Raw genomic sequence first — 17,118 nt, 5'->3', positions numbered from 1 at the left:
ATTCTTAGGTTCTAAATCGAAACCCGATAATAGATAAACGTTAAAATAGGAACTTTGATCTGTATCAAGTTATTATCAATCAGTATTTATTTTTGAAAAATTTTATGAGTTCCAGCGTTAGATCTTGTTCTTCTTTTCCATCGGTGGAGAGCGCACTCAGAGAACCCAATGGTTTATTGGCCGCCGGCGGGGATCTTTCGCCACGGCGTTTGCTTGAGGCTTACCGCAAAGGTATTTTTCCCTGGTTTAACGAAGACGAACCGATACTTTGGTGGAGTCCCGATCCGCGCATGGTGCTGTTTCCCAGTGAATTAAAGATTTCTCGTTCGTTGCGCAAGACACTTAACAAGGATCACTACCAAATTCGCACCGATTGCAGTTTCAGTCAGGTTATGCACGCATGCGCTGCACCGCGTAAGGGACAAGCCGGCACCTGGATACATCCGGAAATGATTGCCGCTTATACTGCGTTGCATGAAATGGGATTGGCGCATTGCGTGGAAACGTGGATGGATGGCGTACTTGTCGGCGGACTGTATGGCGTTTCGTTAGGCAAGGTATTTTTCGGCGAATCCATGTTCTCGCGTGTACCGGATGCATCAAAAATCGCCTTCGTGCATTTGGTAAAGCAATTACAACATTGGGAGTTTGGCTTGATTGATTGCCAGGTTAGAACCGGCCATCTGGCATCTTTGGGCGCACGGGAAATTTCCAGACGGGAATTCAGTCAAAAGTTAGAGACGCTGATAACCCAATTAGAACCAGGCAGTCGATGGAACTTCGATCGTACAATGAGCGATACCCGTGCTTAAATTTCACACTACCCACCCTTATTCCTGCAGTTATCTACCGGACAGGCTGGCATGCTCTGAAGTGGTTACACCGGATTATCCGATTGATACGCAAACGTATGGGAAATTGCTGCAGGCCGGGTTTCGTCGTAGCGGTCATTATATTTATCGACCCAATTGTGCACATTGTCATGCTTGCCTATCGGTACGCGTCAATGCCAATGCGTTTGTTTACAAGCGCGCGCAACGCCGCGCATGGAAGCATCATCAACATCTGACAGCCACACAACACCCACTTCATTACAAAGCGGATCATTACGCACTCTATCAACGTTATCAGGCACAGCGCCATGCTGGCAGTGGTATGGACAATGATTGCCTTGAGCAGTATCAGAATTTCTTATTACAAAGTCACGTGAATTCCAAACTGGTCGAATTCCATGAAGGTGAAACGTTACGCATGATCAGTATTATTGATGTGCTGCCCGACGGACTTTCATCGGTTTATACTTTTTATGATGCAGATATCACCCATGCAAGTTTTGGTACCTATAATATCTTATGGCAAATTGAACAATGCCGGAAACTTGGTTTGCCTTATCTTTATCTAGGTTATTGGATCAAAGAGAACCGCAAGATGCGCTATAAAATCAATTATCAACCATTGGAAATCCTAATGAACGGTCAATGGCGATTGCTGGATAGCGACAGTCTTTCTTGAAACTTATTTAAACCGGCAGTCGTTCAGGATAAAATTCCGCATGCTCTATACACTCCTTCGCCCACTGCTTTTCAAACTTGACCCGGAATCCGCGCATTGCATTACTTTCAGCGCAATTGAAAATGCCAGAAAACTCGGATTACTGAAAAGCACGCCGGTTGTCTGTCAGCCACGCACCATCATGGGCTTGGATTTCCCCAATCCTGTCGGACTTGCCGCCGGATTGGACAAAAATGGCGAACACTTGGATGCACTCGCTGCACTGGGATTTGGTTTTATTGAAATTGGCACGGTGACGCCACGACCTCAGCCGGGTAATCCGACCCCACGTATTTTCCGTGTTCCTGAAGCAAATGCCGTGATTAATCGATTGGGCTTTAATAATCATGGTGTGGATCGCTTGATAGAAAATGTCGAACGTTCGGATTATCAAGGCGTACTGGGTATTAACATCGGCAAGAATTTTGATACGCCGCTGGAGAAGGCAGCGGATGATTATCTGATTGGCTTACGGAAAGTTTATCGCTATGCCAGCTATGTCACTGTCAATATTTCATCGCCGAATACACAGAATTTGCGGCAATTACAAGCGACCGATGCGCTCGATCAGCTGTTGAGCCAACTAAAATCCGAGCAGATGAAACTGGCACAAACGCATGGAAAATATGTGCCGATGGCGGTAAAAATCGCACCCGATCTTGAAGTGGCGCAAATTGAGTCAATTGCTGCGTTACTGATGAAACATCAAATGGATGGCGTGATTGCGACCAACACAACCATCTCGCGCACTGGAATCGAGCATCTGCCAATAGCACAGGAAAGCGGCGGATTAAGCGGTGCTCCGCTGACGCAACGTGCCACCGCGGTTATTCATCAACTGCATCACTGTTTACAAGATGCCATTCCTATCATTGGTGTCGGCGGTATTATGTCGGCACACGATGCGCAGGATAAACTCAAAGCCGGCGCCAGCTTGATACAGTTATATACCGGCTTGATTTATCGTGGCCCTGATTTGGTCAGAGAAATTGCACAGGCTGTTTGTGCCGCTACAGCAAAACAGAATTTTGATTAAGATGGATCAGCAGCTGATAGAAAAAATAGATGCCATTTTGCCGCAAACCCAATGTGGACAATGCGGCTTCTCCGGATGCAGACCCTATGCGGAAGCCATCGCGACAGGGCGTGCGGATATTAATCAGTGCCCGCCCGGAGATGTCGAGGGCATTTACAAATTGGCGGAATTGCTGGGTGTGCAACCTAAACCGCTGAATACATCCCATGGTTTTCCCAAACCCCAAGCTGTCGCCTGGATTGATGAGCATATGTGCATCGGCTGTACGTTTTGCATCCAATCCTGTCCTGTCGATGCCATTGTCGGCGCGGCTAAGCAAATGCACACCGTGATTGCTGCAGAATGTACAGGATGTGAGTTATGCATTGCCCCCTGCCCGATGAATTGTATCAGCCTGGTCCCGGTCGATAAGAATATTCATAACCCATTAAATTTGCCTGTGGATGTGATTAAGAAGCAGGTTGCTGATATTGCACGTTCACGCTATCAATTCAGGCAACAACGGCGTGAACGAGAAAAACAAGCCCATAACAAATCACTCAAACACAAGAGCACCGTGCAATCCGCGATAACCCCAACATCCGCGGAAGAACGCAAGCAGGCTATTGTTCAGGCGGCGATAAAGCGTGCAATAGCTGCCCGAACTCAAGCAGCCCCAAACAATTCACCGACAAAACCCCATGAACTCAGCTAAGCGTTATGAAATTTTTGCTTGCCTGAAATCAGCAAACCCGCACCCCACCACTGAATTGGAATACCGTTCACCGTTTGAACTGTTGATCGCTGTCATTCTCTCCGCGCAAGCGACCGACAAAAGCGTAAATCTGGCAACGAGAAAATTATTTCCACAGGCCAATACTCCCGAAAAAATTCTTGCCTTGGGCGAGCCGGGCTTAACTGAATTTATAAAAAGTATCGGATTATATAAAACCAAGGCCAAGAATATTCTCGCAACTTGTCAGTTATTGATACAGCAGCACCACAGCGAAGTGCCCCGCACACGGGAGCAGTTGGAGAAATTGCCCGGCGTCGGGCGTAAAACGGCTAATGTGATTTTGAACACAGCATTTGGAGAACCCACCATCGCAGTCGATACGCATATTTTCCGGATTGCCAACCGTACCGGTATTGCGCCCGGCAAGAATGTTCTAGAGGTAGAATTAAAGCTACTCAAAGTAGTGCCCAAAGAGTTTCGCCTGGATGCGCACCATTGGCTGATTCTTCACGGCCGGTATGTGTGTAAAGCCAGAAAACCGGAATGTGCAGTATGTAAAATTAATCATCTCTGCGAATATAAAAACAAAACTATTTGACCCAGATCACACTATGTTTAAACCATCCAGAGAACAGGCACGCCAATTATTCTTTGATACCTGGCGCAAATACCGCCAGCGGGAAATATTATCCGGTATTGAGACGATTGCACTGGAAGTGATATTGCTGCACCCGGAATATCATCACATTCTGGATGATGCCGAGCGCTATCTTGATAAGGATTATTTACCTGAGATGGGTGATATCAATCCATTTTTACATATGAGCATGCATGTGGCGATCAAAGAACAATTATCGATCAACCAGCCAATCGGTATTTGTGAACGCTTTGCACGCTTGCAGAAAAATTCTGGAGATGAACACGCAGCGGCACATCAAATGATGGAATGTTTGGCGGAAATGATTTGGCAAGCGCAACGTACGCAATCTGCACCGGATGCAACGATTTATTTTGAATGCCTGGATAGACGGCTCAATTCAATAAGTCAATAAAAAAACGGGATAAAACCAATCAGTAGTTTTATCCCGTTTTTAAATTTGAAAACCAAATAAATTATTTTTATTGGTGTTCTGTCTTGAGTTCTATTTGTGCGAATTCAGGTTGCCTGGTAGGCTTGAATAATAGAAGGCCAAATTTTCAATGTCTGCTGGACTCAAGCTGGCGGCCATTCCAGCCATAATTGGATCTTTCCGGCTACCGGATTTATAATCGTTCAGTGCTTTTACTAAGTATGTTCTGTATTGTCCGCCAATCTTTGGAAAAGCAGGCGCTGGGCTATTACCATCCGCACCATGACATGAAGCACAAACTTCAGCTGCTTTACTTTTACCTGCTTCAATATCAGCAGCCATTACTTGACTGGAGAGTATCAAGGCTGCACCGCTCAAAGCGGCTATCACATAATTCTTCATAATTCGTTCCTTGCGTTAATGACTTAATTAATTTTTGGCATAATAAGCAGCAAAATCCTCAATATCCTGCTGAGATAATGTTTTAGCAAGGCCTGTCATAGTAGGATGACTGCGTGTGCCATTTTTGTAACCTTCCAATGCTTTTATGATGTACTCTGCATGCTGTCCGCCCAGTTTAGGCACATGATAAGCAGTAGGGAAAGCTGTCTTGTAGCCGGGAATTCCGTGACACCCTTCACACATTGAAGTTTTTTCCTTTGCTGCTGCTACATCTCCAGCCGCCTGGGTCACCCCAGAAAATGCCAAAAACATGCCTAAGGCAAGTAATAAATTCATAATCGATTTTTGTTTCATGTAAGCCTCCTTCTCTCAAAAGTTGAACTTTAAACGATGCGCCCGATTTGGTCAATGTATAAGTGCAAGCATGTCCATGTTGTTTATGGGGAAATTTGTCACAAGCGCTACGTTTTCGCGGTAGATTTTGACTCTAATTCTTCCCATCTTGCAAGACAGTCTATCAGTTCTTTTTCAATCATAGCAAAGCGTGCTTGCAGTGCTTTTGCTTCGTCCGGGCAATCACGATAAATAATTGGATCATTCAAACGCAAAGTAATATTCGCTTGCTCTTGTTCCAAGATATCAATTTTACCAGGTAATGCTTCAAGCTCACGCGCTTCCTGGTAACTCAGTTTTTTAGCTCGAGCAAGCCCGGGTGATCTAGGAATACTGGCTGGTGAAGCTTCTGACTGCTTCGATAATATTTTCTGCCGACTGATATTATCTTCAAACTGTTTTGCACGTACCCAATCTTCATAACCGCCAATATATTCACATAATTTTCCATTTCCTTCAAATGCAATTACTTGTGTTACCACATTATCAAGAAATTCACGGTCGTGACTGACCAAAAATAATGTACCGGTATAGTCCTGCAACAAAGCTTCCAGTAGCTCGAGTGTTTCAATATCCAGATCATTGGTCGGCTCATCGAGCACCAGGACATTAGCGGGTCGGGTAAATAAACGTGCCAGCAACAAACGATTTCTTTCACCCCCTGACAGGGATTTGACTGGAGAGCGGGCACGCTCCGGTGCAAACAGGAAATCCTCCAAATAGCTGATGACATGTTTGCGCTTACCGTTAATCTCCACAAATTCAGAACCCTGACTGATGGTATCCGTCAGAATCATTTCTTCATTGAGTTGCTCACGCATTTGATCAAAATAAGCAACCGCTAGCTTAGTGCCTTGTTGAATTTTACCGGAATCAGGTTGTAATTCACCGAGGATTAATTTTAATAAGGTCGACTTTCCAGCGCCATTGGGCCCCAATAATCCTACCCGGTCACCCCGCATAACGCGACAGGAAAAATCTTCGATAATAACTTTATCACCGTAGCTTTTACTGACATGTTCCAGTTCAGCAACCAGTTTACCTGAGCGTTCGCCTACATCCACACTGATATTGGCTTTACCCACTTTCTCTCGCCGCGCTACGCGCTCCAAGCGTAATGCTTCTAATTTTCTAACCCTGCCTTCATTACGGGTGCGTCGTGCTTCAATTCCTTTCCGTATCCAGACTTCTTCCTGCGCCAAGACTTTATCAAATTTCTGATTATGAACCGCTTCAACTTCCAGCATTTCTGCTTTTTTGCGTTGATAATCGGTAAATTTCCCGGAAAAAGATTCCAACTTTCCGCGATCCAGCTCGATAATCCTCGTCGCCACATTATCCAGAAAGCGCCGATCATGCGTAATAAATAAGACACTGCCCAAGAAATCTTGCAGCAGCCCTTCCAACCATTCAATGGATGAAAAATCAAGATGATTGGTGGGCTCATCGAGTAACAACACATCAGGCGACACCACCAACGCACGCGCCAGCGCCACTCTCTTTTTTAAGCCGCCGGAAAGATGCGCAATCAAAGTATCCGTAGGCAAATTGAGTTTGTCGATGACTGTCTCTATTTTGGCTTGCAGATTCCAACCTTCCTGAGCTTCTAGAGCGCCTTGCAAATCTTGTAATCGAATCAGTAGTGCCTGCGTATCATCTGTCGCTTCACTTAAGGCATGAGAGACCGCGTGATAATCCAGCAGTATCTGACTGATGTTACCCAAACCCGTTGCAACTTCTTGATAGACCGTATTAGTGGGATTCAGTATGGGTTCCTGTGGCACATAAGCCAACTTCAAGTTGGGAGCAAGCCAAAGTATGCCATCGTCCAGTTTTATTTCACTTGATAAGGCGCGCAGCAAACTTGATTTACCCCCGCCATTTCTGCCGATCAAACCAACACGCTCACCCGGATCAAGCTGTAAGCTTGCATGATCCAGCAAGGCATGATGGCCAAAAGCCAAACAGGCATTTTCCAGTGTAATAAGCGGCATCAGGGAAGTTTAAAACGGGCAGTCGTTGGAACTCATCAGAATTTTCAAGAAAACAAGCGGCTATTCTGTCATGCTTTATCACGCTTGGCAAAGACAAGTATGAATAAAAATGGAGCCCGCAGGCTCCATTTTGTCTGATTACTCTTAAAACAGGCGAAATCTACAATGAATCACTCCGCCGCTGTCACACTGATTTTCTTCGGTTGCACAGCTTCACGCTTCGGTATCACAACTTCCAGCACGCCATGTTTCGATGATGCCGAGATTGCCTCAGCATTTGCCGTATCAGGCAAACTGAAACGTCTGTAGAAAGAACCGTACGTGCGCTCAACACGTTTATAACCTTCTTTCTCAGTTTTGCTTTCCGATTTCTTCTCGCCTTTGATCGTGAGTACACCATCTTCCATGCTGATATCTATCTCTTCAGGTTTAACACCAGGGATATCGGCATGGATAACAAATTTATCGGCTTCTTCCTTGATATCAACAGCAGGCGCCCACTCCGCAGTTGCTGTTGAACCTTCAGCAACGTTGCGTTCCAATTCTCTTTGCAACTGACTCAATAAACCCCAGGGTTCATAACGTGTAATGGCCATAATACATTTCTCCTTATCGATTAAAAAAGTACATTGCGTATCAACAACATCAACGCCTCATTCAATTTGTAATCGCTAAACTTTCAATGCGGCGTTTTTACAGTTACAACAATACAACTTCAGTAACGGATATAAGGATCATTCGTTTTTTTTCAAGCAGCCTGATAAACGGTTTAATAGGCAATTATCGATAACGATTGTGAAAATTGGTTCTATCGCGCATAACGATGCCGCAACCCGAAAATTATCGCAGCAGGCACCAACAGTAATAAAGCAATCCATAACCCATTACGCTTAAACCATTCCGATGGATTTGCCTGAACAGAAAAACTCGCTTCGGCAAGATCAAGAACTTTGGTGCTCTGCTGACCGTTATGTTGCGTTACTAGGTGCAGCTGAAATTTCAAACCATGTGACCCTGATGATTCCGGTGTAACACGCCAGCGCCAGTCTGCCCTGCCGCCATAGGCAGACAGCTGTTCTTGCGGCCCCTGCTTGTCAATCGCAAAATCCTCACCTGCAACCTCCGCCTTCATGTTCGGCGACACTACCCCCACAATCCCTTGTATTGCGGTGCCTTCGGATGCTGTCGAAACAATTTCGTTCAGAAACTTAGAAAGCTGCTTCGTTTCCAGCTGTAAAGTCACGTCGAAAGGTTCATATTGTTTGGCTGCTGATGGAATCGTGATTGCATTACTATCAATCGGAATTTTCATCATCAGCGTATTAAAATGCTTTTTAGCCGACAGCATATGCATAAAGGAATTGACCGAGAAGGGTACGACTAATAAAACCAGCAATAACGCCGCCGGCATGATCAGGTTAAAATTCAAGCCTGATTCAGATTCTGAACTGCGCATGATTCCTCCAACTGTTCGTTTTATAACCAGATCATACCATTCTTGGCACAATATTCACCCCTAACAGGCGGTTGAAAAACTATCTGCGCTACCGTTGCGGTGTTAAAAACAGGTTCAAAATGTTCATTGATCACGCATAAACTGCGCTTTCTCGCCTGTTTTTGCCTGGTATCGGCTGCCTCGAAAACGTTTTTCAACGACCTGCTAAACGAACTGTACAATTGGGTATTTCTTATTCGGCCGTTTGGAGGGAATAACTTCACAATACTATTTTGGCTTCGTGTTACCGTTGAAATCAAACTGCCAAAAACTGGCCCAATCCATTTTATCGGTATCAGGTTTACGCATTGGAGAATCTTGATCGCTGCGCCCCGCATTTCCCATATCGAACGAACAACCACCTTCATCCCATGTTGCTTTCCGATTCATCGAAATTTTTTCGGGAGTCGGGTTGCCGAGCTGTGGCGAGTCTTGCAGATAAGCAAAACTATGCTGACCCGCCAACACCTTGCCAAAACCATGAATCAGTTCGTGCGTGACGATGTTTGTCGAAGCTGAATCCGGTGGATCGGGAACCAGTATCACCGGGATACCTTCAAAGTTCCCTGCAACACGATTGATGCGCGAATCTTGACCACCGAAGCGAACATTCTGAAAAGCATCGGTAAATAGTATCAGCAAATATTTGCGTGGTTTGCGCAGCTCCCGCTCGTAAAGTTGGTGATTGAGAGAATCCGACACGCTTTCCACAGTCACCGCATCTCCCTGAAAGGGCCTACCTTCGATGGCGGCCGTCATTGCCGCGCGCATCTTGTCTAACCGGTTTGCCGCTACCGCTACTTTCTTTACATCGAGGTCAATGCAATAGGCAGCAAACCAACCAATGGCTTCCTGCATTTTGTCACGCGCGATATCGTCGCTCCAACCGATCGCGTTGCCCGCTGCATCGTTTCGCCTTGTGCTCAAATTCAGCCAAAAGATTGGAACCGATTCCCGTTGTTTGAGATTGTCGGGGGGTTGATTGCGCCCGCATTCCTCTGTCGAGGGGAAAAACTGGTTTGCCTGATACTGGTCAGAATTCCATCGCTGTGCAACAAATTCAGGCCGGCAAGCCGCAGGTGCACCGCCGCCAATCTCAGTCGTGACTTCGAAAAACTCACCTAGTTCCGTTTCTCGCAATACAGCTTCTTCCAGCATCGCATCGAGGTCGGCTTGCCTTTGTTCTGGAGTCAAGCGCACGAGCGAGAAGCCGGAATCGATTGGTTCATCTTTACTGCAAGATGTCAGCGATAGTGACAATAAGCAGAGGAAAAAGAATCGGAGTGCTAATCTAAAGCAGGCAGTGGACATCATGATCCGGTTTCTCCCGGTATATAAGGTGGACACCTTTTTCATAGAAGATATGAATAATGTACGGAAAGTCGTATTGGCTGTCAAACACGCTGATGATCAGTGAACTGCTGTAGATTTGCACCAATGGTTGAGAGAGCATTTGCATCATATGTCATTGCATAAATGACATGAACAATCATCGCATTGACCAATTGAGTGATCACTTCATCAGCGTTTATGTGTCTGGCGCAATGAATATCCAAACAGGTTCGACTGAATTCGTCGATCATGGTAAGCATACGAATGCTTGCGACTATATGCACCCAGGATCAAAACAAAGTCATAGCTCCAAACATGATTGCGATGTTCCGGTCGCAACCGAAGGCAACTGCCATCATTGAACGGAAGAAATCTCGGGAGCTTGCTCCCGAGTCAAAGTCGATCATAAGGAATAAAACTGTTGAAATCCGGGATCGATACGTTTTAATGCTGGGTTGCGCTTTTATTGTGAAACCCAGCTATTAGTACTAGGGCATCGGTTTAGTCTGATTGCTCATCTGATTTATCATATTTTGTAAGGGTGCGTTAAATTCTTGAAGGGGCGGATAGATCACCACTTGCGGTGCCACGTTCGCGACAACGGCTAGTACAGGATTTTGCCAGACTTTCTTTTTTCCGTTGTACCCAAGCAAACTATATTCGTCATACAGAACCCAAGTAACTATGACAGCTTGTTTGTCAGTTTTAGGGAATTTTTCAGTTACTTTGCGCGTACGCCATTCCTGTTGATCCTGCTTAGATTCGGTTCTCTCGATGTTTTCTTGCTTATAAGCGTATTCCAGGCTGCCTTTTGCGGATGCCACCTTATCCTTGCCCTCAACCTCAAGCTTGCCTGTGAAACCTTGGGACACTGTCTTTTTCAGCTCGTCCAACGAAGATTGTGACATTCCAATATAGTAGGTAATTTCCACCGTTTTTTCGCTAAGACCGATCGGTATGATATTGTCCGCCTTCCAATATCTCCATCGTTCAAGCGTATACCACTCCTCATTCTTACCTTGACTTATTTTGTTGGTGTAGAGAGGGTCATCGACCAGCAAGTAGGATATTCTCTCCCAGCCAATCTTAATTCTCTCAGACTCAGTTCCAACAGGTCCCGGACCATTTATGTTGGTGATTGGTGGTGGTCCTATTTTTTCAATTTCGGCTACTTTATCAGCCAGAAAATTAGGAGTTGTACTCCCAATACATTCAATTGGTTCGAATTTAAAGAGTTGATAATCGTCATTGGTATTGCTCCAGCGCTGGATAGAACCAGTCCACCCGACGGAAACAAATTCACTCTTCGTCGGTTCCTTGATCTTCAGATAATCACCGTTCGGATCCACGAACCTGAATGTTTGAGTATCATCACCGGCCTTCGTCCATCTGAGGATGCTTCCGTTGCTTCCAACCGACATGAATTCACCATTGGAGACAGTCATGATTCGATACTTCAAAGACTCCGTTACTTCCGACTTATCAGATGGCATACTCGGATCAACCGGATAGACGATCCATTTTTGTGCGTTTTTACCTGTTTTTTCCCACCTAAGAATATTGCCGTCATCCCCAACGGATACATATTCATTCTTTGATTTTGTTTGAATATTGAACCGGCACCCCTTAGCTATATTATTTATCAACTCATCGACTGAATTAGCTCGCCCCTCGTTAGGCAGGAAATTTGTGCTCACAGCTACAACAAGCAAGCAATATTTTACAATTTTCTTCATCATTTTCACTCCTGGTGTTAAATGTAATCGCTTTAAAAAGCCAAGGGTTACATAGAATCTGATTAGTATTTATCGCATATAGGAATAACATTCACATTTTTTGCTAGAGCTCCAAGAGATCATGGAGTTAAGCCTTGCATTTGACATTCTCGCTTCCTTTTCCCATCCCCCTCATTGTGAGGCGATACAGCACCTCAGCGAATTTAATACGTAAAGGACGTTCCAAATTACATTCTACGTGTATTTAAACAAAAGATATCAACCATACGCCCTAAGCTCCTTACGAGCTACCAGATAATCCGGATAAACGCTTTCCACCCGTTTCCAGAACGCAGGCGAGTGATTCATCTCGATCAAATGCGACAGTTCATGAACCACGACGTAATCGATTAGATGCAGTGGCATCTGGATCAAACGCCAGTTCAGGTGGATGATGCCGCGGCTGTTGCAGCTGCCCCAGCGGGTTTTGGCGCGCGACAGGCGGAATGGGGGTGCGGACACATTCAAGGCTTGCGCATAAATCGCGATGCGTTGTCTGAAACAGACGATGGCTTGCTGGTCATACCAGGCCATCACGAATTTCTCGATTTGGCGCGGATTGAGTTGCGCCGTGAATTGTTCTACAAATGCCGAATCTACTGCTTCATTGGCGGATTGGCATGCCATTTGTATCTCACCCGAGGGTTTCAGCGCAATACGCCACGGCTCGCCCAATAATGGGTATGTAGCATCATGCGCCCATGTCGGCGCAAGACTTTTTTTACTCTGCCAATGCTGAAGCTTTTCCGTAATCCAGTTTGCTTTTTCCTGCAGAATGGTTTCAACATGAGGCAGCGCGGTTTGTAATGGCACGCTGATACTCAATCCATGACTATCAATTCTTAAACCAATGGATTTGCGCTTACAACGTTTGAGCATATACGTTATTTCTTCGCCATTTAGAATGGTTTGTGCGAGCACTGCTATATTTTTTGCTGGTTTTGTTGACTGATGCGCAGCATTTCAGCTTCAATCCAGGCTTCCACTTTCGCATTCAATTCGCCCGCTTCCATGCCGGTGGGGTCGATGGGTTCGCCGATACTGACGGTGATGGTGCCGGGGTGTTTGACAAAAGAATTTCTCCCCCACAACTCGCCGGCATTATGCGCTACCGGTACCACAGGTACGTTGGTGTGCGTCGCCAGCCAGGCACCGCCGATGCGGTATTTGCCGCGCTGCCCCGGTGGAATGCGCGTACCTTCCGGAAAAATCACGATCCAGAATCCTTGTTGCAGCCGGTCTTTACCTTGCTCGACAATTTGTTCCAGCGCTTTCTTCTTGGCACTCCGGTCGATGGCGATCGGGCTGGTCATCGCCAATCCCCAACCAAAAAATGGAATGCGCAGCAATTCCTTTTTAAGCACCCACACCTGCGGCGGAAAGATTTTCTGGAAAGCCAGCGTTTCCCATGCCGATTGATGCTTGGAAAGCACGATGCTCGGGGTTTTAGGGATATGCTCCGCACCGATAATCTGATAGCGAATACCACACAGATGTCGCAGCAGAAACAGCATGATCATGGTCCAACTGGAAGTGACGCGATAGCGGTTATGCGGTGATAAGGGAAAACAAGCCAGTGTCAGCAGTGCATACGGCGGCGTAATGATGATTTGCAGCAACATATACAGTGCTGAACGTAACATTGCCTGCATCATGCCCCTCCAACCAGCGCATCGGCCACCGCCGCCAAATTCTCGAAAATCTGCGTGTTGGCGGGAATCTCATCCGCAGCACGGGTTATCTGTCCATTGCCGGTCAGCACCAACATCGGTAGCGCGCCGACTGCGGCGGCAACCTGCAGATCCTTTAATGAATCACCCACCACCGGCACATGCTTCAAATTAACACCATACCGCTGCATGATTTCATCCAGCATACCGGTCGCGGGTTTACGGCACAGGCATTTATCCGCGTTAGTGTGCGGGCAGAAAAATATGGTGTCGATGCGCCCGCCGGCATGATGAACTGCTTTATACATTTTGTCGTTGATCGCATTATAGGTCGCCATGTCGATTAACCCGCGGCCGATACCCGACTGATTGGTGGCGATGATCACGCGATAACCGGCATGCGTCAGCTGGGCGATCGCATCCAGACTGCCCGGGATGGGAATCCACTCATCCGGCGTTTTGATGAATGTATCACTGCCCTGATTAATCACACCGGTTTGGTCGAGAATGATCAGTTTCATATCAATTTGCCAGCTTTGAAAGATCGGCTATCCGGTTCATGATCTGATGGAGCTGCGCCAACAAGGCAAGGCGGTTATTGCGCAACGCTTCATCGTCAACATTCACCATCACATGATCGAAAAAGGTATCGACCGGCGATTTCAGCGCGGCGAGTATTTGCAGCGAAGTGGTGTAATCTCCGGTGTCAAAAGCCTCTTTAGTTTTGAAAGAAAGGCTGGTTAATGCCTGATAGAGCGCCTGCTCGGCAGGTTCCTGCAGCAAACTGGTATTCACCTCGGAGCTGATACCACCTTCCGATTTTTTTAGGATATTGCCCACTCGTTTGTTGGCTGCCGCCAGACTGACCGCTTCTGGCAACGCCGCAAAAGCGCGCACAGCGGCAAGACGTTTCGGAATATCACTCAAATTTTGCGGATTCAAACTGAGCACGGCATCGACTTCCTGAGCGGTGTACCCTTGTTCACGTAAAGTTCCAGCGAGACGTTCATGGATAAAAGTCAGCAACTGTTCAGTTGATTCTTTTGGTGCTTGACGAAGACTACTTACAAAGCTTTCAAAGTTGAACTGAGTTAGTGAAGCAATTCCCCCTGTTTTTTTTATTCTATCAAAGTGTGGTTTAGCCCATTGCTCGGTAATTTTTTCATCTCTGACTATTTTAGTAACGCTCTGAATCAATATGTCCAACTTAAGTGATAAATTGTTTTCAATTAATATACGAATAACACCCAAGGCATGGCGGCGCAATGCAAACGGATCCTTGTCGCCGGTCGGAATTTCACCGATGCCGAACATATTCACCAATGTTTCCAGCTTATCCGCCAGCGCCACACAAACGCCAACTGGGTTACGCGGCAATGCATCACCGGCAAAGCGTGGTTTGTAATGATCTTCAATGGCAAAGGCGATGTCGTCGCTTAAACCCTCGTGCTGCGCATAATAGCGCCCCATAATGCCTTGCAGCTCTGGGAATTCACCTACCATATCTGTGAGCAAATCTGCTTTCGCCAGCGTAGCGGCTTCATAAGCCTGAGCAGCCAGTGCATCGCCGTCCAATTGCTGCCCAATCATGCTTGCGATCGCTCGGACATAGTGCATGCGTAAACCCTGTGTACCCAGTTTATTGTGATAAACCACCTTATCCAATTCCGGCACGCGCAATACCAACGTTTTCTTGCGATCCTGATCAAAGAAAAACTTGGCATCGGCCAGACGTGAACGCACCACGCGCTCGTTTCCGGCAATCACCAAACCGGGATCGGCCGGCCGAATATTGGAAACCAGCAAGAACTTGTTGGCCAGTTTTCCTTGTGCATCCAGCAGCGGAAAATATTTCTGATTCGCTTTCATGGTCAGAATCAGACATTCCTGCGGTACTTTCAGAAACTCTGCGTCGAACGTGCCGACCAACACGTTGGGATGTTCGACCAATGCGGTGACTTCGTCCAACAATGCGTCATCGTCAATCGGAGTGAGATTTTCCTTCGTGGCGGCGACAGCAAGCTGGCGCGCGATTTCCGCGCGGCGCTCGGTAAAACCGGCGATCACGGCACCTTCCGTCAGCAGTTGTTGTGCATAGCTATCCGCATTGTGCAACACGATGGGATTAACTGTCGCCTCAAAACGATGCCCTTGCGTTTCGCGTCCGGCTTGTAGACCCAGAATATTGACCGGAACGATATCTGCGCCATGCAGCGCGATCAATGCATGCGCCGGACGTACAAAATTGACGCTGCTCCAGCCGTCTGCCAACTGGTACGTCATGACTTTGGGAATCGGCAGTTGGCCGATTGCTTCCTGTAAGGCTTTTTGCAGACCATCGGTCAATGGTGTGCCTTTAACCGTACTATCCCAAAATAATGTTTCCGTTTTACCTTCCATCACGCGCTTGAGGTGCGGCACCACTGAGACATCCGCTCCCAGGCTCGCCAGTTTTTTCAATAACGGCGGCGTTGCCTGACCTTGCGCATCCAGACCGACGGCTGCCGGCATCAGTTTCTGCGCGACCGCTTTATCGACTGCTTGTGCTGACACATGGGTAATATGCACCGCCAGACGCCGTGGTGAGGCATACGCGGTGATCTGCGCATCCGTCGCCAAAAGATCTTGCGCTTTCAAGCCGGCAGCCAATAATTCCGCAAAGCTGTTGCCAAGCTGCTTCAGCGACTTGGGCGGCAACTCCTCGACCAACAATTCAACGAGTAGATTTTTGGTCATGATGCGGATTCCGCGACATCCGGCATTTGCGCAACCCATTCAGGAGGCGCCATGGGAAAATTCAGCTTTTTGCGGCTGTCGTAATACGCTTTGGCAACCTGCCGCGACAGATTGCGGATGCGACCGATATAGGCAGCACGTTCAGTGACTGAAATGGCGCCGCGCGCATCCAGCAGATTAAACGTATGCGCCGCTTTCAATACTTGCTCATAGGCTGGCAACGCTAATTGCTGCGCGATTAAATGATTCGCCTGCGCCTCGTGCTTGCCGAAGGCCAAAAACAGAAATTCGGTGTCACTCTGTTCAAAGTTATATTTCGATTGCTCGACTTCGTTTTGATGGTACACATCGTGATAAGTCAGTCCTTTGGTCCAAACCAGATCAAACACGCTTTCCACGCCTTGCAAATACATCGCCAAGCGCTCCAGTCCATACGTGATTTCTCCAGTGATCGGTTTACAATCAATACCGCCGACTTGTTGGAAATAAGTGAATTGCGTGACTTCCATGCCATTGAGCCAGGTTTCCCAACCTAAGCCCCAAGCGCCCAGCGTGGGATTCTCCCAATCATCCTCGACCAGGCGCACGTCATTCTGCGTTAAATCAAACCCCAATTCGCGCAACGATTCAAAATACAAATCCAGAATATTTTTCGGTGCCGGTTTGAGCACTACTTGGAACTGATAATAATGCTGCAAGCGATTGGGGTTATCGCCATAGCGGCCGTCTTTAGGTCTACGCGATGGTTGCACGTACGCCGCTTTCCACGGCTCGGGGCCGATGGCGCGCAAAAAAGTGGCGGTATGACTCGTTCCCGCGCCCACTTCCATATCGTAAGGCTGCAGAATTGCGCAGCCCTGCTTGACCCAATACTGTTGTAGTTTAAGAATAATTTCCTGGAAAGTCAGTGTCGGCATGAAGAATCTGGATTAAACCACCATTAAAATGA

19 protein-coding genes are annotated in these 17,118 nt (G+C 46.9%); 7 read left to right on the top strand and 12 right to left on the bottom strand.

Features of this window, described 5'->3' with window-relative positions; translation table 11 throughout:
• Positions 1-104 precede the first annotated feature (104 nt).
• Genes aat through Q0K92_RS09000 form a run of 6 tightly spaced genes read left to right on the top strand, consistent with a single transcriptional unit; the run spans position 105 to position 4,354 of the window.
• Complete coding sequence (gene aat / locus Q0K92_RS09025) at positions 105-812, top strand: leucyl/phenylalanyl-tRNA--protein transferase (RefSeq protein ID WP_297325477.1); 708 nt, start codon at positions 105-107, stop codon at positions 810-812.
• The gene (locus Q0K92_RS09020; protein ID WP_297325476.1) at positions 805-1,512 is read left to right on the top strand and encodes an arginyltransferase; all 708 of its coding nucleotides are present in this window, start codon (positions 805-807) and stop codon (positions 1,510-1,512) included. Before aat ends, Q0K92_RS09020 begins: the two co-directional genes overlap by 8 nt.
• 40 nt (positions 1,513-1,552) lie before the next feature.
• The gene (locus Q0K92_RS09015) at positions 1,553-2,587 is read left to right on the top strand and encodes a quinone-dependent dihydroorotate dehydrogenase (RefSeq protein WP_297325475.1); all 1,035 of its coding nucleotides are present in this window, start codon (positions 1,553-1,555) and stop codon (positions 2,585-2,587) included.
• A gap of 1 nt (position 2,588) precedes the next feature.
• Complete coding sequence (gene rsxB / locus Q0K92_RS09010) at positions 2,589-3,281, top strand: electron transport complex subunit RsxB (RefSeq protein ID WP_297325474.1); 693 nt, start codon at positions 2,589-2,591, stop codon at positions 3,279-3,281.
• A complete protein-coding gene (nth, locus tag Q0K92_RS09005; protein ID WP_297325473.1) occupies positions 3,268-3,900 on the top strand; it encodes an endonuclease III in 633 nt (210 codons plus the stop codon). Before rsxB ends, nth begins: the two co-directional genes overlap by 14 nt.
• Positions 3,901-3,913: 13 nt before the next feature.
• Positions 3,914-4,354 carry a DUF1841 family protein gene (locus tag Q0K92_RS09000; protein ID WP_297325472.1) on the top strand — a complete coding sequence of 147 codons (441 nt, stop codon included), beginning with the start codon at positions 3,914-3,916 and terminating at the stop codon, positions 4,352-4,354.
• Positions 4,355-4,444: 90 nt separating this feature from the next.
• On the opposite strand, the gene Q0K92_RS08995 is transcribed toward Q0K92_RS09000, so the two are convergent.
• From Q0K92_RS08995 to Q0K92_RS08970, 6 genes are all read right to left on the bottom strand, one after another.
• Positions 4,445-4,774 (bottom strand): cytochrome c, encoded by a 330-nt coding sequence (locus Q0K92_RS08995; RefSeq protein ID WP_297325471.1) that lies wholly within the window; start codon positions 4,772-4,774, stop codon positions 4,445-4,447.
• A gap of 27 nt (positions 4,775-4,801) precedes the next feature.
• Positions 4,802-5,128 carry a cytochrome c gene (locus Q0K92_RS08990; RefSeq protein ID WP_297325470.1) on the bottom strand — a complete coding sequence of 109 codons (327 nt, stop codon included), beginning with the start codon at positions 5,126-5,128 and terminating at the stop codon, positions 4,802-4,804.
• A 107-nt stretch (positions 5,129-5,235) separates the two neighbouring features.
• The gene (locus tag Q0K92_RS08985; RefSeq protein ID WP_297325469.1) at positions 5,236-7,161 is read right to left on the bottom strand and encodes an ATP-binding cassette domain-containing protein; all 1,926 of its coding nucleotides are present in this window, start codon (positions 7,159-7,161) and stop codon (positions 5,236-5,238) included.
• A 170-nt stretch (positions 7,162-7,331) separates the two neighbouring features.
• Positions 7,332-7,757, bottom strand: a complete 426-nt coding sequence (locus Q0K92_RS08980; RefSeq protein WP_297325468.1) for an Hsp20/alpha crystallin family protein — start codon at positions 7,755-7,757, stop codon at positions 7,332-7,334.
• A 212-nt stretch (positions 7,758-7,969) separates the two neighbouring features.
• Complete coding sequence (locus tag Q0K92_RS08975; protein WP_297325467.1) at positions 7,970-8,617, bottom strand: hypothetical protein; 648 nt, start codon at positions 8,615-8,617, stop codon at positions 7,970-7,972.
• A gap of 267 nt (positions 8,618-8,884) precedes the next feature.
• Entirely contained in the window at positions 8,885-9,970 is a 1,086-nt protein-coding gene (locus Q0K92_RS08970) for a hypothetical protein (RefSeq protein WP_297325466.1), read from the bottom strand.
• Between the two features lie 167 nt (positions 9,971-10,137).
• Here Q0K92_RS08970 and Q0K92_RS08965 point away from each other — a divergent pair, with 167 nt between their 5' ends.
• On the top strand, positions 10,138-10,350 hold the full coding sequence (locus Q0K92_RS08965; RefSeq protein WP_297325465.1) for a hypothetical protein: 213 nt from the start codon (positions 10,138-10,140) through the stop codon (positions 10,348-10,350).
• Positions 10,351-10,476: 126 nt separating this feature from the next.
• Here Q0K92_RS08965 and Q0K92_RS08960 read toward each other — a convergent pair whose 3' ends face one another.
• The 6 genes from Q0K92_RS08960 to glyQ form a co-directional block, all read right to left on the bottom strand.
• The gene (locus tag Q0K92_RS08960; protein ID WP_297325464.1) at positions 10,477-11,727 is read right to left on the bottom strand and encodes a hypothetical protein; all 1,251 of its coding nucleotides are present in this window, start codon (positions 11,725-11,727) and stop codon (positions 10,477-10,479) included.
• Between the two features lie 255 nt (positions 11,728-11,982).
• The gene (locus Q0K92_RS08955; protein ID WP_297325463.1) at positions 11,983-12,684 is read right to left on the bottom strand and encodes a SprT family zinc-dependent metalloprotease; all 702 of its coding nucleotides are present in this window, start codon (positions 12,682-12,684) and stop codon (positions 11,983-11,985) included.
• Positions 12,685-12,686: 2 nt separating this feature from the next.
• Positions 12,687-13,418, bottom strand: a complete 732-nt coding sequence (locus Q0K92_RS08950; protein WP_297325462.1) for a lysophospholipid acyltransferase family protein — start codon at positions 13,416-13,418, stop codon at positions 12,687-12,689.
• Entirely contained in the window at positions 13,415-13,954 is a 540-nt protein-coding gene (gene gmhB / locus Q0K92_RS08945; RefSeq protein WP_297325461.1) for a D-glycero-beta-D-manno-heptose 1,7-bisphosphate 7-phosphatase, read from the bottom strand. Before gmhB ends, Q0K92_RS08950 begins: the two co-directional genes overlap by 4 nt.
• 1 nt (position 13,955) lies before the next feature.
• A complete protein-coding gene (gene glyS, locus Q0K92_RS08940) occupies positions 13,956-16,169 on the bottom strand; it encodes a glycine--tRNA ligase subunit beta (RefSeq protein ID WP_297325460.1) in 2,214 nt (737 codons plus the stop codon).
• On the bottom strand, positions 16,166-17,086 hold the full coding sequence (glyQ, locus tag Q0K92_RS08935) for a glycine--tRNA ligase subunit alpha (protein ID WP_297325459.1): 921 nt from the start codon (positions 17,084-17,086) through the stop codon (positions 16,166-16,168). Before glyQ ends, glyS begins: the two co-directional genes overlap by 4 nt.
• Positions 17,087-17,118 lie beyond the last annotated feature (32 nt).

Origin of the sequence: Nitrosomonas sp. (genome assembly GCF_024282095.1) — a bacterium.
GTDB lineage: Bacteria > Pseudomonadota > Gammaproteobacteria > Burkholderiales > Nitrosomonadaceae > Nitrosomonas.
Note: the sequence above shows the minus strand (reverse complement) of the source record. Positions and strands in the feature narration are given on the sequence as shown.